We start from the raw sequence: 21,255 nt of genomic DNA, 5'->3' as shown, positions 1-21,255 counted from the left end.
TATCATCTTAACCATTTAGGGATTCTTGTCGATAGTAGTTTGTCAGATAGAGTGTGCCCAGAAGGATATTAATGATGCAGGGCAGGATCATCGACCAGTAAGGAATGCTCTGGAAGGCGAAGATACCGAGAATTCCGCCGACAAGGAAGCTTCCGAGCAGAACCAGCAGGAGATTCGCTTGCCACGGCCAGGGCTGACGCGTTTTGAGTTTTAATGCAATGTGCACCCCGATATCAGTGACGGTTCCGGTCATGTGGGTGGTCCGCAGTTGTTGGCCGCGGTAACTGGCGACCAAAGCATTTTGCAGACCGCAGGCAACCGCGCTGAAAAACAGCGAGGTTTCCGAGTGGTAGAAGCTGAAAAGCGTTGCCGAGCCGAGCAGCCCGCCGTTTAGTAGCAAGGCGTGTCCGTAGTTGGCGCTGGTCTTGTATTGCGCCCGCCCGATAATCAGTCCGGAGAGAATTGCACCGATCAGAAAGCCGATAAGGATCGACAGCGGAATTAGCAGCGCATCAAGATTCATATGGCTCATGGCCTCACTGAGACGTGAAGCAACGCCGGTCATCTGGCTGACCGGTATGCCGAATTCCATCAGCATGGCGCTGTTGATATAGCCTGCCATGGATGCCATGATCATGCCGATCAGCATCAGTTTGCGTACCGAGAACTTCAATTCGTCGGCGTTTTCGGTATCGATGTTTTCCCGTACTGGATAGGGCATAGTAGTTCGTCGTGCAAGCTCGTAATAAAATTCAGGGAAACGAAAAAGGCCGCAAGAATGCTGACATCTTACGGCCTTCTATTATTGTAGCGTTAAGGCGGGTCGTTACGCTACAAGCTGGTTTTTCAGTTTGTTCAATGCCTGTTTTTCGACCTGACGGATACGCTCCATGGAGACGCCGTACTCTTCCGAAAGCTCTTTCAAACCGATCTTTTTCTCGCTCAACCAGCGTTTTTGCAAGATGTCGCGACTACGGTCATCCAGCGTTGCAAGGGCTTTCTGCATGCGCTGCATCTCATAGGCCGCCTGGTCTTCCTGCTCCAACGCCTGAGCCGGATCGGCTTCCTGGCTGATCAGAACCGGAAAAGTCGTGTTCTGGTTATCGTCGTCGTCAGGCATATCGACCGAGATGTCTTTTCCGTATAGACGACTTTCCATTTCCAGAACGTCTTTACGGGTAACACCTAACTCTTCGGCAACGCGATCGGCATCTTTGTCGCCGAACCATTCCAAAGATTTCTTGCTGCTACGCAGTTTAAAGAACAGCTTACGCTGTGCTTTCGTGGTGGCGGTTTTCACAATGCGCCAGTTACGGATGACATACTCGTTGATTTCGGCACGAATCCAGTGCACGGCAAACGTCATCAAACGAACGCCTTCTTCCGGATTGAAGCGTTTAACCGCTTTCATCAGGCCGATATTGCCTTCCTGAATAATATCGCCCAGAGGCAAACCGTAACCTTTGTAAGATCGGGCAACCGGAACGACATAACGCAAAGATGAAAGAATCAGTTGGCGCGCAGCTTCCAAATCTTGTTTATAGTACAGACGCTCGGCCAATTTACGCTCTTCGTCTGCATTTAACTGATGAATACTTTGAATCGTGCGCAAATAAGCCTCCAGATTCTGTCCTGGGGCTAAATCAAGTGCCGACATTTGCGCGGCGGGAAGTTTTTTAGAGACTTTAGCTTGTGCTAATGAGAAGCTCTCTGACATACCTAATGGACTCCAAATAATCAGTTTTATGGCAAACAATATACTGATATTTAGCAGTCTTTGCAAGAGAGTGCCAATGTTATTTAATGATTTGTTAATATTTTTAACAAATCGTTTTAAAACATTAACTTAGAGGGTTTTTAAGTTTGCCGGCAACGCGTTTTTTTGCGTTGCCGGTTCGGGGAGTTGCCGCTAAAGATGATACGGTCAGGCGGTCATTTCCTCGGCGCTTTCCATAGAGATCTGCCAAGCGGTTTTGATCTCTTCAAGCATCTGCAAGGCGGCTTCAAGGTTTTCGGTGCCTTGTTCGAATACCGATTCCTGCAGGCATTTATCAATATAGAAGTAAAGTGTTTCCAGATCGTAGGCGATCTTGTAGTTGAAATCCAGGCGGTCGCGAAGCGCGTCGACAATGCTGGTCATACGACCGATATGGAAGCCTTTTTCCGTCATTGAGCGACTCTGATGGCAAGCCAAGGCCAGGTTACCCTTATCAATGGCACCCTGTAAAAGAAGCAGAATGGCGTATTCCGGATTCATCGAAAGCTGTTTTTCCTGCTCCGAGTTGCGCGGATAATCGTTTAATAGCGAGTTTTGCGTCTCTAATGACATATCATTGGCAGTCATAACTCATTCCCCTGTGTGTTTAGCGTTTTTATGTGGCAGAAACTTGTAAAAAGCATTCAAGTTTTCGCGTTATCTGCAGATAAGCATAAAGTGTGCCACTGTTTTCAAAGCCTTTGTTTATGGGCTTTTCAAGGGGATAAGTGTCTGTGTGGGAGAGGGGTGAATGAGGGGACGTCAGTGTTTTGGCAAATCTTGCCGCTTGAGAAAAAGGAGGGTTTCCAAGCGGCAAGGTTAAGAATTAGAAGCTGACTTCGACCGCGTTGGCGACGCGTTTTGCCTTTTCAATCGCTTTGTCGGTATCAGTGTCGCGAGCCAGAGCGACACCCATCCGGCGGCGACCGGCGATTTCCGGTTTACCGAACAGACGAATCTGGGTATCGGTTTCGGATAGCGCCTGATCCAGATTACCGAAAGCCGTCTGTGTCGAAGTGCCAGTCGGAAGGATTACCGAAGAGGCGCTCGGACCGTGCTGCTGAATATTCGGAATCGGCAAGTTGAGAATGGCGCGAACGTGCAGGGCAAATTCGGAAAGATCCTGAGAGATCAGTGTTACCAGTCCGGTGTCATGCGGCCGCGGCGATACTTCGCTGAAATAGACGTTATCGCCTTTAACAAACAGTTCTACTCCAAATATCCCTCTTCCGGTCTCGCCACATAATGCGTTCGTTACTTTTGAAGCGATCTCTTGCGATTTTTCCAGTGCAATTGGCGTCATCGGATGCGGTTGCCATGACTGGCGGTAGTCGCCGTCTTCCTGATAGTGACCGATCGGTTCACAGAAGCTGATGCCGTCCTTGTGACGCACTGTAAGCAGGGTGATTTCGTAGTCGAAATCGACAAATCCTTCGACGATTACGCGTCCTTTACCGGCGCGGCCGCCTTCCTGAGCATAGTCCCAGGCTTTCTGAATATCATCGGCTGAACGAACAACACTTTGTCCTTTCCCTGATGAACTCATAATCGGTTTAACGACGCAGGGCATGCCTATGCGCTCGATCGCAGCGGTAAAGTCGTCAAGTTGGTCGGCAAACTCGTAAGGGGAGGTACTCAAGCCTAATTCTTCTGCGGCCAAGCGGCGAATGCCTTCCCGGTTCATCGTCAGCTGAGTGGCGCGGGCGTTCGGAATGACGCGCAGACCTTCCTTTTCCATCTCTGCCAGAGTATCGGTGGCAATCGCTTCGATTTCCGGAATCACCATGTCCGGTTTTTCCTGCTCGATTAGAGCTCTTAAAGCGTTTCCGTCCAGCATGTCAATCACGTGGCTGCGGTCGGCAACCTGCATTGCCGGAGCATTGGCGTAGCGGTCTACCGCGATTACTTCGACGCCGAGACGTTGCAGTTCAATGGCGACTTCTTTACCCAGTTCGCCCGAGCCGCAAAGCAGGGCGCGAACGGCGGTTGCTGAAAAAGGTGTTCCAATCGTTGACATAATGACTCCTTGAGTAAAACGGGATGCCGAGAAGTGGCAGTTTTGTCGCTATTATAAAAGAGGATGCAAAGAATGGGGCGGGAAAAGAAAAAGGCAGGGAATCTTCACCTGCCTTGCGTTTCGGGTTGGCTTTCGACAGCCATTCAGCCGATTTGAGACATCAGAGAGAAACTTCTGATAAAGGGGCCGGCCATGGAAGGATTCTTAATCATATTGTCGTAGTCGCCTTTATTGAATTTCAACTTTCCGGTTGCGACTGCCATGCCCATGGCGCTCAGGCCAAGCGGTTTTTTCATCCATTTTTTCCAGCTGCTGAGATCGGCGCGCATGTCCCAGTCAGACTCTTCGTCTTTCCAGTTGCCGGCGTGAATGCATTCGCCGTTTTTGACCACAAAGACGCTGGTCGGTTTTTCTTCGGATTGGTAACCGCAGGTAATGACGGAGTTAAATTTGATTTCAGCGAGCTTGTCCTTTATTTCAGGGTCGTTATTCCAGGCATCTTTCAGTTGGTTCATCCATTCTTCCGAGAATAGTTCTGCCATTTTCTAACCTCTTTGTATTATTTGATTCTGATCCTCGGCGCATTTCGGGCCGGGATAACGCAGGGTCTCTAAAAAAGCTTGCACATATTACTGGCTGGAATCGCAGATGAATAATAGGAATTGTTTATCTATTGGTAATATTTTTATATCTTTATATGTAAAAATTTTGTCAATTTCATGCCTTTTTACGTTTTGTCACTTTCCGGTTTTTCATGCTGAAAGCGCTTTACCGTATGGTGTTACAGGGCGTTTTGCTGTTCGGTACAGCGAGCGATAGAAGCGGCTTCATACGTGCACTTGGATTGCGCAAAGCTTCATTTAATGTTCATAAGGCAAGCGTAAGATTAGACGGGTCGGATTCTGTAAGGGGAAAAGGATGCACGACCTGAAGACGCTTTATGACGAGTTGTTGGACTTGAAGAAAACAGTCGCGCAAAAGACCGGGCAGCGGTATGCGCTGTTGCCCGCTGTGGATGATACTCAGGTTCGCTTGAGCCGTTTGAATATTCTTGATTACCTGCATCTTCGTGCCCATGATTTGAGCGAGTTCCAGCCGAGATTGATTAAAGCGGGCTTAGCTTCGCTGAGTCGGCTTGAACCCGGCGTGATGTACACGCTGGATTCCATGCTGGCTTTATTGCGATTGGCGCTGAACATTGAAGCGGAAGCGGCCTGCCGAGAAGATTCAGTGTGCATGATTGATGTCGACAGTTCCAAGATTCTAAGGGAGCGCAGTATGAATCTGTTCGGGCCGACACCGCGGGAGCGCGAGGCCAGTATTATGGTGACGCTGCCCAGCGAAGCGGCCTGGAGTGATGAGCTGGTTAAGGAATTGCTCAGTAACGGCATGAATATCGCACGCATTAATACCGCGCATGATGATATTGAAATCTGGCAGGCGATGGCGGATCAGGTTCGTCGCTTGAGTAAGGTACAGCATAAGTCGTGTAAGATTATGGTCGATTTAACCGGCCCCAAATTGCGCACCGGACCGTTGGCTTACGAGCCGAGTGCATTGCATATCAAGGTAAAACGCAATCTGCTCGGCGTGACAACCGAACCCGGCAAGGTTTTGTTGCATGGTGAGTCCCGCCTTCTACGGCAGACCTCTCCAGAATTGGCGGAATACCAGCTGCTGCCTGTTCCCGATCGTTTACTGACGCGTTTTAAATCCGGCGATAAATTGTCTTTCCAAGACAGTCGCGGCAAGCGTCGGGAAATTGTGCTGGTTGAAGGTCACGGCCCTTTTTTCTGGAAAGCGATCTGCTTTAAGCCGGCGTACATTCAACCGGATACCGAAGTGCAGTGGAAAAGAAAGAGCAAGCATAAACGCTATAAGTTACTGGAGTCTTTTACGCTGTCCCACTTTAGCGGAACTCAGGTTCAGCTCAGGGTTTTCTGCGGAGATCATATTTACCTGACCAAAGACGCTGAGCCGGCTGATTGGGGACAGGTCAAGTTCAACGGTCAGTGGCGGCAGATGGCCAGAATCGGCTGTCAGGTGGCGCAACCTTTACAGAACCTGAAAATGGGTGATCCGGTCTGGATTGATGACGGTAAAGTCGGAACCCGGGTTGCCGCTCTAACCGAGGAGGGCGTGATTCTGCAAGTCACCGAGGCCGGTCAGGGAGGCGTGAAGCTCAAAGCGGACAAGGGGATTAATTTCCCGCAGACCGAATTGGGTATGAGCGGTTTGAGCAACGATGATCGCCAGAATTTGGATTGGATTGCTGAAAATGCCGATTTGATCGGCCTTTCGTTTGTCCAGACGCAGCAGGATATGGATGAACTGATCGACGAGTTGATCGTAAGAGGACGGGAGCAGGTTCCGATACTGGCAAAAATTGAGACGGCGAAGGGATTGCACAATCTGCCGGAAATTTTGCTGCAGACGCTCGGGCGCCACCCTTTGGGAATTATGATTGCTCGTGGCGATCTGGCTGTGGAACTGGGTTCAGTGCGCATGGCAGAAATGCAGGAAGAGATACTCTCGTTATGTGAAGCGGCCCATGTGCCGGTAGTTTGGGCAACTCAGGTTCTGGAAACCCTGGCGAAAAAAGGTGTTACTTCGCGCCCCGAATTGACGGATGCCGCCGTCAGCGTCCGGGCTGAATGCGTTATGCTCAATAAGGGTCCTTATATTACCGATGCGGTGCGGGTTTTAAGTGATATTCTGAGCAATATGCAGAATCGTACCCATAAAAAAGTCAGCCTTTTGAAGCCTCTAAAGTGGGATGAGCTCTGAAGAGTTCCTATTAGTGCGGATTTTCTGAGTACGCCGGGAGGAAAAGTCTGGCGGTTGTCTGTTCTCTTTTTTAAATAAAGCTTATTTTTGGTTAAGAGCTCAATAATTAATTGCTTTAGAATCCTTTTGTCTTTTTGAATGTCCTGTCTTGAGAAAAGAGGGGATGGATCAGTTCGCGCTTCTTTCTTCTTAAGACTTTTTTCATATTCTTACTATTTTGCTAGGAATATAATCTATATTTAATTACTTTATAGGGGTATAAGTATGAATGATAGAATTCAGAGTATTGCTTATCTGCCGGCCAGTTTCTTTGGGATGATTATGGGGGTGACCGGCCTGAGTATTGCCTTTCTCCATCTCAGTAAAAGCGTTCCTTCCTTCTCTTCGGTAGCGACCTACAATGTGGCTATCGCCGTCATTTTAATGGTTATCCTCGGTCTGGCTTACCTCTTTAAAGTCGTGCGCTTCTTTCCCGAAGTCAAAGCGGAAATGAAGCATCCGATCAAGATGAATTTTATTCCCGCAATCAGTATCAGCTTGTTGCTGCTCAGCATTGCCTTCTACGCCCTTGGCCTGAGCGGAATTTCCAAATGGCTGTGGGTGATCGGCGCGGTGTCGCAGATTTCTCTGACCTACTGGGTGTTGTACAACTGGGTTCATCATGATTTCTTCACGCCGGAACATTCAAATCCAGCATGGTTCATTCCGATTGTCGGGAATATTATCGTGCCGATCGCCGGCGTGCATCATGCGCCGTTGGAATTGAACTGGTTCTTCTTTTCGGTCGGCCTGGTTTTCTGGATTGTGGTGAAGTCGGTACTGGTTAACCGTATTATTTTTCACGCCCCTATGCAGGAACGACTGATTCCGACGCTGTTTATTTTTATCGCACCGCCGGCGGTAGGCTTTATTTCCTATCTGGCGCTGAACGATCAGCAGTTAAACCAGTTTGCCATGATCCTGTACTTCTTCGGTCTGGCCATGACCGCTTTGATGCTGGTTTCGATCCATAAATTTGCCAAGCTGCCTTTTGCGCTGTCGTGGTGGGCATTTACCTTCCCGGTTGCGGCTATCGTGATCGCCAGCTATGTCATGGCGGCCCAGACCGGACATGGCACTTACCAGTACATTGGTTATGTTTTGCATGCGCTGCTAACCGTTCTGATTCTGTATCTGGTGTATAAGACGCTGATGGCCGTCAAACACCGAAAAATCTGCGTCGATCACTAGAGGTCTTAATGGAACATCACGCGACTTATCAGGTCAATATGGAGGCCCGCGATCACGAATGTGATATTCAGGGAGTGGTCAATAATGCCCATTATCAGCATTATTTCGAGCACGCCAGGCACAGCTTTCTCAAGGCAAACGGTATTGATTTCGCCGCACTGGCCAAAGAGGGAATCAACCTGATGGTGCAGAAGATCGAAATTGAGTATTTTGCGCCGATTCAGGCGCATGACCGTTTTGCGATTACGGTACAGGTGGAGCCGCTGAGCAAGATCCGTTACGAATTCCATCAGGAAATTCTGCAGGCCTCTACCGGTAAGCGGCTGAGTCGAGCCAAGACAACAGTCATTACCACGGATCATCGCTATCGACCGATTAAACGGACGCCGCTGTCCGTTTTCAGTTATTAAAGGAGTTTCATTGTATGAAAGTCGCATTTACCAGTCCGAACGGTAAGACGATTTCCGGCCATGCCGGGAAGTGCCCCGGCTATCTGGTCTATGATATTGCAGGTGATGAAGTCGTTTCGAAAGAACGTATCAAACTGAGCAAAGAACAGGTTTTCAGGAATTATTCCGGATCGCTTGCAGATCATCCGCTTAATGGGGTGCAGCTTTTTATTACCCAGTCTTTGGGTGACGGCCTGCAACGGAAGCTGGCTCAAGAAGGGATTCGCGTGCTGGTGACTGAAGAGAGTAATCCGGACGAGATTGTGCAACGGATTATCAAGGTGAAACAAGCGTCTGAAGCTTGAGCTGCAATTGGCAGGGATAACAGAAAAGGCGCCGGGGGAAACTCGGCGCTTTTTTATTGCAGCCAGATTAACTGGCCAGATCAATGATTTTAGGAGAGGCGTCTTTGGGATTGAGGACGGAGATGTCCTGCTTGGAGCGATCGACCAGAAAGTCGACCAGATGGTTACGGATCTTGTAATAGTCCTGATGGTGAATAATCTCGGTGCGTTTTCTCGGACGCGGAATGCTGACTTTGACCGATTCGGCAATTCTGGCTTTCGGTCCATTGGTCATCAATAGAATCCGATCCGCGAGAAGAATCGCTTCATCGACATCGTGGGTAATCATAAACACGGTCTGTTTGCTCTCCTCCCAGATTTTGATCAACTCTTCCTGAATGACACCGCGCGTCAAGGCATCCAGTGCACCGAAAGGCTCGTCCATCAATAACAGCTGCGGCTGGGTCGCAAAGGCGCGTGCAATACTGACCCGTTGACGCATTCCGCCGGAAAGCTGTGATGGCTTGCGATCTTCGGCACCTTTCAGTCCGACCAGTTCAAGGAATCTCAGACTGTGTTCCTGTACTTTCTCTTTGGACCATTCAGGCCAGCGGGCCTGAACGCCGAAGGTGACGTTTTGCAGAGCGGTTCGCCACGGAAGAAGGCTGTAGTTCTGGAAAACCACGCCTCTTTCCAGGCTCGGGCCGGAGATTTCCTTACCGTCCATAATAACGATGCCGTCGCTGGCCTCGTCAAGTCCGGCGAGAATGTTGAGAATCGTGGATTTACCGCAACCTGAGTGACCGATGACGCAGACGAATTCACCTTTATCAATGGTGAAGTTAGCGTTTTCGAAAATGACCAGTTCACTGTCTTTATCCGGCCCCGGGTAGCTTTTTTTGAGATTCTCGATCTGTAAAAAGTGGTGTTTCATGGATACTCCCTTATTCCTGTTTATTCCTGTTTATTCCTGATAAGTTACCCAGCGGGCTGCATAAGCCAGCATCATATCGAGTAGCATGCCGATTACCCCGATCATGAAGATCGAGAAAATCACGCTCGCGAGATCCAGGTTGTTCCATTCGTTCCAAACGTAATAACCGATACCGGTTCCACCGACCAGCATTTCTGCCGCAACGATAACCAGCCAGGCAATCCCGATGGAGATACGCATCCCGGTCAGAATAGTCGGTGCAGCAGCAGGCAGGATGACCTGCATAGCCGTTTGCAGCGGACTGAGCTGATGAGTGCGAGCCACGTTGATCCAGTCTTTGCGGACATTCGCTACACCGAAGGCGGTGTTGATCAGCATTGGCCAGATCGAACAGATGAAAATAACGAAAATCGCCGAGATTTCCGAGTCTTTAATGATAAACAGTGCCAGCGGCATCCATGCCAGAGGCGAAATAGGGCGTAACACCTGAATAAATGGATTCAAGGCGTTATACATCAGCGGCGACATGCCGATCAGAAAACCGATCGGGATGGCGATCGCCGCGGCCAGCAGAAAGCCGACCATAACCCGGTAGATAGAGTAGCCCAGTTGTATGCCGATCCCTTTATCATTCGGACCCGCATCATAAAAAGGGTCGCTGAGTTCTTTGAATCCGAGTTCGATTACTTCCGATGGCGGCGGTACTCGGGCCTCCTGAGAGGCGCCTCCCATCAACATCTCATATTCCGTTAGCGGCTTGGTATCGGTCGGCGCCTGGTTGGCGCCTTCCCAGATTCCAAGCAGAATGACAAGAAAGATGATGGAAAGCAGCGCAGATTTCACTTTTAGGGATTTCAACATAATGCTTTCCTTTTAGAGGTTAGGTGCGTTTGATCTTGAAGCTGTCGATATAGGCTTCCGGCTGGGTGTAATCGAACTCTTTACCCATAATGGTGTAGTTCTCATAGGTTTTGGCCGGCGGCTCGTATCCCAGTTCTTTCATAACGCGACCGGTTTCGGCAGCGGTATAAACCTCTTCGGCGATTTTCTGGTAATCGACATCGCCCTTGATGTAGCCCCAACGTTTCATTTGCGTCAGAATCCAGACGCCCATCGAGTGCCATGGGAACGGATCAAAGTCGATGCGGTCAGGAATGTTCATTACGCTGCCCAAACCGTCGGCATAGCGTCCGGTGAGAACCTGCTGAACGACGGGAACCGGTTGGTTGAGATAGTTCTTTGGCGAAATCGCTTCGGCAATTTCTTTGCGGTTTTCCGGCTTGGCCGAGTACTCGGTGGCATCGATAATCGAACGCAGCAGTGCGCCGTAGGTGTTCGGGTTTTGTACGGCAAACTCTTTCGAGCAGGCAAAGGCACAGCAAGGGTGGCCTTCCCAGATGTCTTTGGTCAGAGTATGGATAAAGCCGACTTTTTCCCATACGGCACGCTGGTTGAATGGATCCGGTGACAGGTAGCCATCCAGGTTACCGGCACGCAAGTTAGCGACCATCTCCGGCGGCGGAACGACGCGAATCTGGATATCTTTATCCGGATCCAATCCGTGTTCGGCGACATAGTAGCGCAGCAGGAAGTTGTGCATTGAATACTCGAACGGAACACCGAACTTGAACCCTTTCCACTGTTTCGGATCGCGTTTGTCTTTGTGGTCGTTATGCAGGACGATCGCCTGGCCGTTGATGTTTTCGACCGTCGGCATGATGAACGGTTTGGCTGTTGAACCGGCACCCATCGACATCGCCAGCGGCATAGGGGTCAGCATGTGTGAGGCGTCGTACTCTTTTGCCAGAGATTTGTCGCGTGCAACTGCCCAACCGGCGGTTTTAATGACATCGACATCCAGGCCGTATTTTTCATAGAAGCCCATCGGGTGGGCCATAATGATCGGCGTTGCGCAGGTAATCGGGACAAAACCGATATTCAGTTTGCTTTTCTCCAGCTTGCCCAGTCCCATGGTTTCTTTCATTGCGGCTTTGGCGGCCTCCATCGGGAATACGCTTCCCAGTACCGCGGCAGCGGTTCCTTTTCCGATCATGCTCAGGAAAGAACGGCGTTGGAAATCGTTGTGACCGAATACGGAACGAACGACGGCGCTTTCCACTGCGCGATCGATCATCTCTTCCGAATTGCTCGGCATAGAATCGTCTACGGCGTTATGGTCCGCCGACTGTTTTATCTGTACCGACTGATCGGCTTTCTGTTCGATAAACGCCTGTTTCTCTTTTTCGCTCATCGCAGGGCCGGCTTTTTCCGCCTGGCACATAGGGCAGCTGCAGTCAGAGGTATGAAGCAAACTTTTGTTGGCATCAAATGGGTTGTTCAAGCTTTTGAAAGACATTGTTTTAGAACCTCGCACTCAAATAAATCATTTATTACTAATTCAGTGCAAACATCGAAGGTTTGCATTAAAGCGTGCTCTCTATAGAGCAGTGCGTGTGCCATTGCATAGAATTTTTTTTAAGTGTTTGAAAGGACAGGATTTTAGTCACTTTGTCGTGTCCTCGTCTAATTACGAAATTTCATGATTTTGGGAATTTTCATAGTCGGATTTCGGAAATTTCGTAGTTTTGGTTTGCTGGTTGCTGTAGGTGAGTCGGTATTCATTTCGGAGTCATAACGCAATGAGAAATTCGCTGGAGCTTTTACTTTTCGAGCAGAGTCCGGACGCGCTGATATTGATCGATCCTGAAGATAACGAGGTGCAGTTGATTAATGCTCAAGCGCGCAATTTACTCGCTTTTGAGGCGCGACAGGGGGCGTCGCGGAGTATCTCTGCGGATCGGATTTTTTCCGGATGTTGGCCGGAATTTATCGTTTTCTCTCAGGAGGTTCTGCATAAGAAAACGGCCTGGTCGGGTGATCTTTCGATTCGTACCGAAAAGGGAGATGAGCAAGAGTTGCTGGTTGCGGCAAGTCTGATAGAGGGGCGGGAGCGCAATATTCTATTGCGTCTGCTGTCCAAGCAGGCGCTGCAGAATCAAAACCGGTTTCTGACGGTAAATGAACTGCATCGTAAAGGGTTGCAGGAGTGGAAGACTGTTGAGCGATTTTTTGAAGAGTTCGAACTGACCAATAGTCTGATCCTGAACGCTGTCGGAGAGGGGGTGTATGGCGTCGATATCAACGGAAATGCGACTTTTCTGAACCCGGTAGCCGAAGAGATACTTGGCTGGAAAGCGGATGAGTTGATTGGGAAAAACATGCACCGGATGATCCACCACAGCCATCATGACGGCTCGCATTATCATGTGGAATCCTGTCATATCTATTCGGCCTTTCAGGATGGGCGGACCAAACAGGTGCAAAACGAGTATTTCTGGAACAAGCAGGGAAAAGCCTTTCCGGTCGAATATGTCAGTACGCCGATTATGGATGAAGGGCAGGTCGTCGGAGCAGTGATTGTTTTCAGGGATGTGAGCGAGCGCAAAAGAGCTGAAGCGAGAATCGGTCAGATGCTCAAAGAGATGGAGGAGCTGAAGCGTAGATTGGAGTTGGAGAATGCCTATTTGCAGGAAGCCTATAAAGAGGTCTATCACTTCAACGAAATTGTCGGTACCAGCGAGGCGGTGCAGAAAATTGTCGAGCAGATTCGCCTGGTCAGTCCAACCGATGCTAATGTCCTGATTACCGGTGAATCCGGTACCGGTAAAGAATTGATTGCCCGCGCAATCCATGAAAACAGCTTGCGCAAGAATCGGCCGTTGATTCGTGTAAATTGCGCCTCTATTCCGAAAGACCTGTTTGAAAGCGAGTTTTTCGGGCATGCCAAGGGCGCTTTTACCGGAGCGGTTGGCGATCGGGTCGGGCGCTTTGAACTGGCCGATGGCGGGACGATTTTTCTGGATGAGATCGGTGAGATTCCTTATGAACTGCAAAGCAAGTTGTTGCGGGTGTTGCAGGAGCAGCAGTTTGAACGCTTGGGCGACTCCCGTACACGTAAGGTGAATGTGCGCATTATTGCCGCGACCAACCGAAATTTGCTGGAAGAGGTCAAACGTAAAGCCTTTCGTGAAGATCTGTATTTCCGCTTGAATGTCTTTCCTATAGAGTCCCCTCCCCTCAGACAGCGAGGAGATGATATTCCAGTACTTGCTCAGCACTTTCTTAAACTGGCCTGCGAGAAATACGCCAAGGTCGGTCTGCAGTTGAAGGTGAAGCATATTTATCAGCTGCAGGCGTATCACTGGCCCGGCAATATTCGAGAGCTGATTCATGTTATTGAACGGGCGGTTATTCTCGCGCACGACGGGCAGCTGGTTTTTAATTTAGATTTTTCTCCCGTCACTCAGGTATCGGATGGGGATGGCGTATCGGATCAGACTCAGGGGGTGCTCACCTATAACGAATTACGCAGTCGGGAGCGGGAGAATCTTATTCAGGCTCTGGAACAATCCGGAGGCAAAATATTCGGTAAAGGCGGCGCCGGGGAATTGCTGCAGATTAATCCAACGACCCTGAATTCCAAGCTTAAAAAATTCAATATCGACAAGTATGGCTTTAAGGCGTCCTGATTTGGGGCTATTCAGAGGTTGTTTCAGGTGCATAAATGCGTGCTTTCTGGCGAGTCACAGAGAAAAGACATTCAAAGATAAACAATTCAATTCAATTTATACAAAATTGTAAATAAATGTATATATTGGTGCATGTTTGCACTATATCTGTTGGCAATGTTGTTAAATAACGGGGTTTGTAATTATTAAGTTGTTGATTTAAAAGGTATAAAAATTATTTGGTAAGGCATATGTTTGTATCTCTCTGTTATTGAATGAAAATTTTAGGAGAACTTCTATGTCAACCGCATCTCCCATCTGGATTTCCGACCTGACGCATTATTACAACCGCAAACAGGAAATGCCGACCCTGGATGACATCAACCTTTCGATCCCTCAGGGACAATTGACTGCTCTTATCGGCCGAAGCGGTTGTGGTAAATCCACCTTGCTGCAAATGGTTGCGGGTCTATTAATGCCGACCGAAGGCGCTGTGCGTATCCGCGCGCATACTGTAACCAAGCCAAGCGCTAAATGGAACATGATGTTCCAGAAGCCTTCCCTGTATCCATGGATGACAGTGCGTGAAAATGCCGCTCTGGGTCTGGTTTTCGCCGGAACCTATAAGCACAAAAAAGATCGAGTGGAAGAGTTGCTTGATATGGTCGGTCTAAGTGAGCATAAAGATAAAAACGTTCAGGATCTGTCCGGTGGTCAGCAGCAGCGTGTTGCTTTGGCGCGTTCACTGGCAACCGAGCCGGAAGTTCTGTTGCTTGACGAACCTTTCTCTGCCCTGGATGCCTTTACCCGTACCGCTCTGCAAACCGAAGTAGCGCAGATCTGTCACGATCAGAATATCACCATGGTATTGGTTACCCACGATATCGAAGAAGCGGTAGCCATGGCCGATCAGGTTGTCATCATGAGCCACAACCCGGGTCAGATCGTTGGAGAAAAACATATTCCGCTTGATTACCCTCGTGACCGCAACAGCGGCGAATTTATCACCCTTAAAGACGAGCTGTTTGCCGAATTCGAAAAGATCGATCAAGCCAAACAGAAAAAACCATTCGAGCGTCTGGAAGTGCCTAAGCGCGAAGTAAAACCACCGGTTGACGACTCGTTACAGCAAGCGTCTTAATTTTTATTTACCTGTTTTTTAATTTTATGTCAGCTGGATTTTCAGCATTTGCCGTCAAACTTTAGGAGAGATTTTATGTGTCAATATTGCAGCCCTGATAACCCTATGTCACACCACGACTACGTTTTTAACCCTGAGAAGGGTCGTCGTGAGTTTATTCTAGACTCTATGGCCGCTGCCGGTGGTCTAGCCGCCGCGATGGGTGGAATGAGTATGTCGAGCCAGGCGATGGCTGCAGACAAGCCTTTTGACGAAGTGGTCAAGATCGGTTACCTGCCGATTACCGATGCCAGCCCGCTATTGGTTGCTCACGGTATGGGCTTCTTTGAAGAAGAAGGTCTTAAGGTTGAGAAGCCGACTTTGATTCGTGGTTGGTCGCCGTTGATTGAAGGGTTTGCGGCACACAAATTTAACCTGGTTCACTTCCTGAAGCCGATTCCTGTATGGATGCGTTATAACAATAATTTCCCGGTCACCATTACCGGTTGGGCGCACACTAACGGTTCCGGTCTGGTTGTCGGTAAGCACACTGGCGTAGATAAATTCGAAGATCTTGGTGGTAAGCAGATTGCGGTACCTTACTGGTATTCAATGCACAATATCGTGCTACAGATGGCGTTGAAAAATGCCGGTCTTGAGCCAGTGATTCAGGATCAGACTGATAAGCTTAAGCCAAATCAGGTTAACCTGCAGATCATGCCTCCACCGGATATGCCTCCTGCACTTGCGGCGAAGAAAATCGACGCTTATATCGTAGCCGAGCCGTTCAATGCCTTCGGTGAAATGAAAGCGGGTGCGAAGATGCTGCGCTTTACCGGCGATATCTGGAAAAACCATCCTTGTTGTGTTGTTTGTATGCACGACGAGCATGTTCAGCAGCAGCAAGAGTGGTCGCAGAAAGTAATGAATGCGGTTGTTCGTGGTTCTGTTTACGCTCAGGAAAATAAAGAAGAAGTTGCCAAGATGCTGTCTCGTGAAGGTAAGCGTTACCTACCAATGCCGGCTAAAGCGGTTATTAAAGCGATGACGGACTACAACCCGGCTTCTTACCAGAATCCTGATGCGATCAAACACGAAGATTGGGATGTGGGTCGTATTGACTTTAACCCGTATCCATATCCTTCAGCGACCAAGTTTATCGTCGATCAGCTGAAAGAGACGTTGGTTACCGGTGACACCACTTTCTTGCAGAATCTGGATACCGATTTTGTAACCAAAGACCTGGTCAACTACGACTATGTTAAGAACGCAATGGATAAATTCGGTGTTTGGGATAAGGTTAAGGGCGTTGATCCTGCTAACCCAACCGTCCGTCAAGAGGTGTTTGAACTATGAGTACGGCACAAATAAGTATGCCGGCTGAGTTCTTCTCTCAGTTATCGGTGAATTTTAAAAAGATGCCTGTATGGGCGCAAAGTACAATTAATTCCATTCTGGGTATGTCGATCCTGCTGTTTATGTGGTGGATCGGCGGGCTTCTGATCGCTAACAACCCGGATACCGAAGCGTTTGCGGATTTTGCTCCGGGCCCAGCCCTGAGCGCGCTTTGGGCGCTGATTGGTACGGAATTTCTGAACGATACCATTATTTCCAGTCTGGAACGAATCATCTATGGTTTGTTCTGGGGGATTGTAATCGGGGTGCCTCTAGGTGTTTTGATGGGGTACTTCGTCGGGATGCGTCAGGTTGCTAATATGCCATTCCAGTTCCTGCGCATGATCAGCCCACTGGCGTGGATGCCGATCGCGGTACTGGCGTATGATACTTGGGACGGTGCGATTATCTTCCTGATTGTTATGGCGACGGTCTGGCCGATTGTATTCGGTACGGCGCACGGTGTGCAGCGTATCGACCCTAACTGGTTCCGTGTCGCTCGTAACCTGGGTGCGGATGGCTTCCAGATGCTGCGCAGAGTAATTATGCCGGCAATCGCACAGGATGTGTTTGCAGGGATTCGTCTGGCGGTCGGTGTTGCATGGGTTGTCCTGGTACCTGCCGAGTATCTGGGGGTTACCTCGGGTCTGGGTTACGCAATCAACGATGCGCGTGACACTCTGGCATATGACACCTTGGCGGCAATGGTTGTGGTAATCGGTGTGATCGGTTACCTGCTGGATGCGATCGCGGTATTCCTGATCAAACGTTACTCATGGCATGCAAGCTGATGAGTCGAAATAGAATGATTAACGATTTACGTGTTGTGCTCTTTTGAGGTTGGGCCTGCCTGCGCAGGCCCTTTTTTGTTATTAAAAGTCGCGGTTTTTTAATTTAAGGTTTCAATTCGGTCGATCTCCTCAAGCGGGATTTTCTGTTGCTCGGGGGTAACCAGGTACTCCTTGCCCTTTTCAGTGGCAAGCGTGGAAATGGGTCCTCTATAGCGCAGATCATTGTTGGCATAGAGTTCAACGGTTTGGCCGCGCATAGCAGCGAGTTCCAGTTGGCTGTAAAGATCGCAGGCGATAGGCATAAAGGCTCCTTGCGTTAAATTAACCGGACAAATGATATAACAAATTCTCAGGCAGAGAACAAAAGGATAGGAGGCAAAGATGGCATTGGAAGCACTCGATATTGCAGAACATTCTGAATATGTGGTGATTAAGGAAGCCGCTGAACAGATTGAGCGCGCCAATGAACCGGAACAGGCGATAGTGCGCATTTTGAGTCTGATTTCCCGTCAGATGGGATTGAACCGCGGCAGGGTACTGCTGAGAGAGAAGAGTGAACCGATTCTCTATACCGCTTACGCGTTTGGTTTGACCGAAGTGGAAATCGCCCGCAGCCGGTTTGCAGACAACGAAGGGATTACCGGTAAGGTAATGAGAATGGGAATGCCGATTATTATTCCCAATATCGATCTGGAAGAGGATTACCTGTGCCGTACGGTCGACCGTTCGACGCTGCCGCAGGAACCGGTCGCGTTTATCGCCGTGCCGATTCTCCGTAAAGGGAGAACCATCGGGGTTTTAGCCGTTAACCGTCTGAAAAACCGCTCTCGTGCGCTGGATAAAGATCTGAGCATCCTTAAGTTGATTGCCATTTTTATCAGTGAGATTCTTTCGGTCAATGCCATGCTTGAAAAGCAGACTCAGGTTCTCAAAGAAGAGAATGAGCAGCTGCGTGCTGTGGCGCTCAGTCAGGGAAGTCAATACGGTATTATCGGTGAAAGCCCTGCCGTGATGGGCGCCTTAAGCAAGGCGGCGCGTGCGGCGAATGTTTCAGTGACGGTGCTTTTGAAAGGTGAATCCGGAACCGGTAAAGAGAAGTTCTCGCGTATGCTGCATATGGCTTCAAACCGCCAAGACGGACCTTTTATCGCGATTAACTGTGCGGCGATTCCGCTGGAACTGCTGGAATCTGAGCTCTTCGGGCACGAAAAGGGTGCCTTCACCGGTGCCACTCAGACCAAGCCGGGGAAAATCGAGATGGCGCATCACGGAACCTTGTTCCTGGATGAAATCGGGGATCTGGATTTCGGCTTGCAGGCTAAGCTGCTACGTGTACTTGAAGACAGAACTATTACCCGCGTCGGCTCAAACAAGCCGATACCGGTCGATGTGCGAATCATCGTCGCCTCGCATAAAAACCTGCAAACCTCGGTGAACGAGGGCAACTTCCGTCTGGATTTATTCTATCGTTTAAATGTCTTTCCTATCGAGTTGCCGCCTCTGCGCGAGCGTGACGGGGATATTCGCTTGTTGGCCCGCCATTTCCTAAATCAGGCTAATCAGGAGTATCACACCAATGTGATTTTTGATCGCGGGGCTATTGCGTTCCTGGAAACTTATGAGTGGCCGGGGAATATCCGTCAGCTGGAAAATATTATCAAGCGGGCGGTGTTATTGGCTGAAGACGGTCAGATGATTACCGACCGACTGATTCGACGCATTATCCGCGAGGAGAGTGGAATTGTCTTTAATGGCGAAGCGACCGAGCAGCCGGAGGAGGTCAAAGCGATTTCGGTGAACGACGAGATATCGACGCGCATGGAACCGCAGCCACAATATGAGGCGACATTTGCTCCGCAGGTTATGTCCAGAAACGGCAGCGATGAAATCAAGCGCAATTACTGGAAAGTCAGTGAATCTGAAAAAGATATTCTGCTGCAGGCTCTGGAGAGAGCACACGGTAATAAAAGTCATGCGGCAAGGATGTTAAATATGACGCCGAGGCAGTATAATTATCGATTCAAAAAACTGGGGTTGGGTTAGTCTAAATCCCGAAATTAAATAAAAAAGCCCGGGTGTTTTTTACCCGGGCTTTTTTATTTTTAAAATCTTGTTTTAAGTTTTAATTAAAGTTGTATTGAGTTTATATTTTTATTTTATTCAATCCATCATTTTTATAGTCATTTGCGTACAAAGTGAACCCACTTTGTATAACAAATTACTACAAAGATAGGCGTGTTTTTGTAATATAAAACCTATTGAACTCCTGTTATTTAGCTATTTTATTGATTTATAAGGAAATATTGTTTTTGGCATCTAAAGGGCTATTTAAATAGTTAGTTTTAACCAGGAGACAGCTATGAAACAAAACACTCTTACCCGACACATGTACTCTGTTTTGGGTCTTTCAACTTTAAGTGCTTCACTTTTTTTGGCGCCGAATATGGCGGCGGCAGAGAGCTTCACCGAAGCTTTGACAGGCGGAACGCCGAGCATCGATGCACGTCTTCGTTATGAAGGTGTCGAGCAGGATGGTAAAGACGATGCAGGTGCTTTGACTTTGCGTACCCGTTTAGGCTATTTGACCGGTACCTATCAAGGCTTTAACGGCTTTGTCGAAATGTCGAATACTTCGGCTTATGATCGTAGTGATTACTTTGTACCGGCGGGTCCAGAAGCGGGTGGTGACAACACAAAAGCCGTGGTTCTTGATCCGGATATGACGACTATGAACCAGTACTGGGTCGGTTATCAAACAGACGGACTTAAAATCAAAGCCGGTAAGCAGCGAATCATTATGGATACGCGTTTCCTGGGTAATGTTGGCTGGCGCCAGCAAGAGCAGGTTTATACTGGGGCGAGTCTGAATGCGACTCTACCGATGAAAATCAACCTGAACTATGCTTACATCAATAATGTCTTCAATCCGGTTGGTGCGGATATTGAGATGAAAAGCCATGCGGGTAAAATTGATTTTGCAGGCATTCCATTCGGTAAGCTAAGTGCATACGGCTACTTCCTGGATTATGAAACCGGTGCGGACAGCAAAACCATGGGTATTCGTTTTGCCGGCAAAACCGCTTTGAGTGAAAGCATGAAGCTTGTTTACCATTTGGAATATGCTGATCAGCAAGAGTACAAAGACAGCGAAGACCTTGATATTGGCGGCGACTACACGCGTGCAGAATTGGGTCTTGCTATGAAAGGTATTACGGTTCTAGCCGGTCAGGAAAAACTGGGTGGTGACGGTACAAGCGCATTCCAAACGCCTCTTGGTACAGTTCACTTGTATAACGGTTGGGCGGATATGTTTATCGGTCCTGTTGGTGGAACGCCTGCAGACGGTCTGGTTGACAACTACCTGAAAGTATCTGGTAAAGCATTCGGTATGAAGCTGGCTGCCGCATATCATGATTTCAGCTCCGATGTGGGTAACACAGACTACGGTACGGAATACGACCTTTTGGCAGCGAAAAAGCTGAGCAAAAACTATACTGTAGGTGTTAAGTATGCTTCTTATTCAGCAGACGAATATGCGGTTGATACCGACAAGCTATGGATTTGGGGTGAAGTTAAATTCTAAGGATGAAATAAACTAAGCAGATTAATTTCCTCTTTTAGAGTTTTTATGCCAACCCGGTTCTTTTATGAACCGGGTTTTTTTGTATTTAACGATTAGGGTTTATTTGTTATGGCGTTCGAAGTTAATTTTTGGGGAATATGTTGTATTAAATAATGATTGTTTAAGGCGCTTTAAAATGAAGTATGTTTGGTTTTATTATTTATGAGTTTTTCTTTCTCTAAGAATTGAATGTTAAACAGCTATTCTGTTAATAACTTTCCGAAATATTTAAACTTTTTTTCTGATGGTGTTCGCGTTTAAATTTTAATCGTTCCGCAGAGATGCGCATCTGGTCATTCAGTCTCTTCTCTAATCAATTTGTCTTTGTATAACCAGCGCCTGCATGGCCTGTAATTCGGATC

Annotated in this window: 19 protein-coding genes; 10 read left to right on the top strand and 9 right to left on the bottom strand. The window is 48.5% G+C overall.

Annotation, left to right across the window (positions count from 1 at the left end; genetic code table 11):
- Nucleotides 1-7: 7 nt before the first annotated feature.
- From HQN79_RS11655 to HQN79_RS11635, 5 genes are all read right to left on the bottom strand, one after another.
- Entirely contained in the window at nt 8-721 is a 714-nt protein-coding gene (locus HQN79_RS11655) for a YoaK family protein (RefSeq protein ID WP_173286746.1), read from the bottom strand.
- A 105-nt stretch (nt 722-826) separates the two neighbouring features.
- Nucleotides 827-1,657: an RNA polymerase sigma factor RpoH gene (gene rpoH / locus HQN79_RS11650; protein WP_173287114.1), complete on the bottom strand. Its 831-nt coding sequence runs from the start codon at nt 1,655-1,657 to the stop codon at nt 827-829.
- Nucleotides 1,658-1,924: 267 nt separating this feature from the next.
- A complete protein-coding gene (locus tag HQN79_RS11645; RefSeq protein WP_173286745.1) occupies nt 1,925-2,344 on the bottom strand; it encodes a flagellar export chaperone FliS in 420 nt (139 codons plus the stop codon).
- A gap of 238 nt (nt 2,345-2,582) precedes the next feature.
- Complete coding sequence (purT, locus tag HQN79_RS11640; RefSeq protein WP_173286743.1) at nt 2,583-3,773, bottom strand: formate-dependent phosphoribosylglycinamide formyltransferase; 1,191 nt, start codon at nt 3,771-3,773, stop codon at nt 2,583-2,585.
- Nucleotides 3,774-3,916: 143 nt separating this feature from the next.
- Complete coding sequence (locus HQN79_RS11635; protein WP_173286741.1) at nt 3,917-4,315, bottom strand: SCP2 sterol-binding domain-containing protein; 399 nt, start codon at nt 4,313-4,315, stop codon at nt 3,917-3,919.
- A gap of 376 nt (nt 4,316-4,691) precedes the next feature.
- On the opposite strand from HQN79_RS11635, the gene HQN79_RS11630 reads away from it, so the two are divergent.
- From HQN79_RS11630 to HQN79_RS11615, 4 genes are all read left to right on the top strand, one after another.
- Nucleotides 4,692-6,560: a pyruvate kinase gene (locus tag HQN79_RS11630; protein ID WP_173286739.1), complete on the top strand. Its 1,869-nt coding sequence runs from the start codon at nt 4,692-4,694 to the stop codon at nt 6,558-6,560.
- 264 nt (nt 6,561-6,824) lie between these two features.
- Entirely contained in the window at nt 6,825-7,790 is a 966-nt protein-coding gene (locus HQN79_RS11625; RefSeq protein WP_173286737.1) for an SLAC1 anion channel family protein, read from the top strand.
- Nucleotides 7,791-7,798: 8 nt separating this feature from the next.
- Nucleotides 7,799-8,200 carry an acyl-CoA thioesterase gene (locus tag HQN79_RS11620; RefSeq protein WP_173286735.1) on the top strand — a complete coding sequence of 134 codons (402 nt, stop codon included), beginning with the start codon at nt 7,799-7,801 and terminating at the stop codon, nt 8,198-8,200.
- 14 nt (nt 8,201-8,214) lie between these two features.
- Nucleotides 8,215-8,544: a NifB/NifX family molybdenum-iron cluster-binding protein gene (locus tag HQN79_RS11615; protein ID WP_173286733.1), complete on the top strand. Its 330-nt coding sequence runs from the start codon at nt 8,215-8,217 to the stop codon at nt 8,542-8,544.
- A gap of 67 nt (nt 8,545-8,611) precedes the next feature.
- Here HQN79_RS11615 and HQN79_RS11610 read toward each other — a convergent pair whose 3' ends face one another.
- The 3 genes from HQN79_RS11610 to HQN79_RS11600 are packed head-to-tail and all read right to left on the bottom strand — an operon-like array spanning nt 8,612 to nt 11,813.
- Nucleotides 8,612-9,457: an ABC transporter ATP-binding protein gene (locus tag HQN79_RS11610; RefSeq protein WP_173286731.1), complete on the bottom strand. Its 846-nt coding sequence runs from the start codon at nt 9,455-9,457 to the stop codon at nt 8,612-8,614.
- A gap of 30 nt (nt 9,458-9,487) precedes the next feature.
- Nucleotides 9,488-10,318: a nitrate ABC transporter permease gene (gene ntrB / locus HQN79_RS11605; RefSeq protein WP_173286729.1), complete on the bottom strand. Its 831-nt coding sequence runs from the start codon at nt 10,316-10,318 to the stop codon at nt 9,488-9,490.
- 19 nt (nt 10,319-10,337) lie between these two features.
- Nucleotides 10,338-11,813 carry a CmpA/NrtA family ABC transporter substrate-binding protein gene (locus HQN79_RS11600; RefSeq protein ID WP_173286727.1) on the bottom strand — a complete coding sequence of 492 codons (1,476 nt, stop codon included), beginning with the start codon at nt 11,811-11,813 and terminating at the stop codon, nt 10,338-10,340.
- A gap of 283 nt (nt 11,814-12,096) precedes the next feature.
- On the opposite strand from HQN79_RS11600, the gene HQN79_RS11595 reads away from it, so the two are divergent.
- The 4 genes from HQN79_RS11595 to HQN79_RS11580 all read left to right on the top strand — a co-directional run bounded on the left by HQN79_RS11595 (nt 12,097) and on the right by HQN79_RS11580 (nt 17,271).
- The gene (locus tag HQN79_RS11595; RefSeq protein ID WP_173286725.1) at nt 12,097-13,986 is read left to right on the top strand and encodes a sigma 54-interacting transcriptional regulator; all 1,890 of its coding nucleotides are present in this window, start codon (nt 12,097-12,099) and stop codon (nt 13,984-13,986) included.
- 277 nt (nt 13,987-14,263) lie between these two features.
- Nucleotides 14,264-15,106, top strand: a complete 843-nt coding sequence (locus tag HQN79_RS11590) for an ABC transporter ATP-binding protein (protein WP_173286723.1) — start codon at nt 14,264-14,266, stop codon at nt 15,104-15,106.
- 75 nt (nt 15,107-15,181) lie between these two features.
- Entirely contained in the window at nt 15,182-16,441 is a 1,260-nt protein-coding gene (locus tag HQN79_RS11585) for an ABC transporter substrate-binding protein (protein ID WP_173286721.1), read from the top strand.
- Nucleotides 16,438-17,271, top strand: a complete 834-nt coding sequence (locus HQN79_RS11580) for an ABC transporter permease (RefSeq protein WP_173286719.1) — start codon at nt 16,438-16,440, stop codon at nt 17,269-17,271. Before HQN79_RS11585 ends, HQN79_RS11580 begins: the two co-directional genes overlap by 4 nt.
- A gap of 98 nt (nt 17,272-17,369) precedes the next feature.
- Here the strand turns inward: HQN79_RS11580 and HQN79_RS11575 are convergent, their stop codons facing one another.
- Nucleotides 17,370-17,573 carry a Rho-binding antiterminator gene (locus HQN79_RS11575; RefSeq protein WP_173286717.1) on the bottom strand — a complete coding sequence of 68 codons (204 nt, stop codon included), beginning with the start codon at nt 17,571-17,573 and terminating at the stop codon, nt 17,370-17,372.
- 79 nt (nt 17,574-17,652) lie between these two features.
- Between HQN79_RS11575 and HQN79_RS11570 the strand changes: the two genes are divergently transcribed.
- Both HQN79_RS11570 and HQN79_RS11565 read left to right on the top strand, forming a co-directional pair.
- Complete coding sequence (locus tag HQN79_RS11570; RefSeq protein WP_173286715.1) at nt 17,653-19,314, top strand: sigma-54-dependent Fis family transcriptional regulator; 1,662 nt, start codon at nt 17,653-17,655, stop codon at nt 19,312-19,314.
- Nucleotides 19,315-19,630: 316 nt separating this feature from the next.
- On the top strand, nt 19,631-20,854 hold the full coding sequence (locus HQN79_RS11565; RefSeq protein ID WP_173286713.1) for a hypothetical protein: 1,224 nt from the start codon (nt 19,631-19,633) through the stop codon (nt 20,852-20,854).
- The last annotated feature ends 401 nt before the right edge of the window (nt 20,855-21,255 follow it).

This window comes from Thiomicrorhabdus xiamenensis, assembly GCF_013282625.1.
GTDB classification, from domain to species: domain Bacteria; phylum Pseudomonadota; class Gammaproteobacteria; order Thiomicrospirales; family Thiomicrospiraceae; genus Thiomicrorhabdus; species Thiomicrorhabdus xiamenensis.
Note: the sequence above shows the minus strand (reverse complement) of the source record. Positions and strands in the feature narration are given on the sequence as shown.

Coding starts and splice junctions, on each gene's coding strand:
- HQN79_RS11635 (WP_173286741.1), bottom strand. CDS start 4,315: ATGGCAGAACTATTCTCGGAAGAATGGATGAACCAACTGAAAGATGCC.
- HQN79_RS11610 (WP_173286731.1), bottom strand. CDS start 9,457: ATGAAACACCACTTTTTACAGATCGAGAATCTCAAAAAAAGCTACCCG.
- HQN79_RS11570 (WP_173286715.1), top strand. CDS start 17,653: ATGGCATTGGAAGCACTCGATATTGCAGAACATTCTGAATATGTGGTG.
- HQN79_RS11625 (WP_173286737.1), top strand. CDS start 6,825: ATGAATGATAGAATTCAGAGTATTGCTTATCTGCCGGCCAGTTTCTTT.
- HQN79_RS11620 (WP_173286735.1), top strand. CDS start 7,799: ATGGAACATCACGCGACTTATCAGGTCAATATGGAGGCCCGCGATCAC.
- HQN79_RS11565 (WP_173286713.1), top strand. CDS start 19,631: ATGAAACAAAACACTCTTACCCGACACATGTACTCTGTTTTGGGTCTT.
- purT (WP_173286743.1), bottom strand. CDS start 3,773: ATGTCAACGATTGGAACACCTTTTTCAGCAACCGCCGTTCGCGCCCTG.
- HQN79_RS11615 (WP_173286733.1), top strand. CDS start 8,215: ATGAAAGTCGCATTTACCAGTCCGAACGGTAAGACGATTTCCGGCCAT.
- ntrB (WP_173286729.1), bottom strand. CDS start 10,318: ATGTTGAAATCCCTAAAAGTGAAATCTGCGCTGCTTTCCATCATCTTT.
- HQN79_RS11630 (WP_173286739.1), top strand. CDS start 4,692: ATGCACGACCTGAAGACGCTTTATGACGAGTTGTTGGACTTGAAGAAA.
- HQN79_RS11580 (WP_173286719.1), top strand. CDS start 16,438: ATGAGTACGGCACAAATAAGTATGCCGGCTGAGTTCTTCTCTCAGTTA.
- HQN79_RS11585 (WP_173286721.1), top strand. CDS start 15,182: ATGTGTCAATATTGCAGCCCTGATAACCCTATGTCACACCACGACTAC.
- HQN79_RS11590 (WP_173286723.1), top strand. CDS start 14,264: ATGTCAACCGCATCTCCCATCTGGATTTCCGACCTGACGCATTATTAC.
- HQN79_RS11600 (WP_173286727.1), bottom strand. CDS start 11,813: ATGTCTTTCAAAAGCTTGAACAACCCATTTGATGCCAACAAAAGTTTG.
- rpoH (WP_173287114.1), bottom strand. CDS start 1,657: ATGTCGGCACTTGATTTAGCCCCAGGACAGAATCTGGAGGCTTATTTG.
- HQN79_RS11595 (WP_173286725.1), top strand. CDS start 12,097: ATGAGAAATTCGCTGGAGCTTTTACTTTTCGAGCAGAGTCCGGACGCG.
- HQN79_RS11645 (WP_173286745.1), bottom strand. CDS start 2,344: ATGACTGCCAATGATATGTCATTAGAGACGCAAAACTCGCTATTAAAC.
- HQN79_RS11575 (WP_173286717.1), bottom strand. CDS start 17,573: ATGCCTATCGCCTGCGATCTTTACAGCCAACTGGAACTCGCTGCTATG.
- HQN79_RS11655 (WP_173286746.1), bottom strand. CDS start 721: ATGCCCTATCCAGTACGGGAAAACATCGATACCGAAAACGCCGACGAA.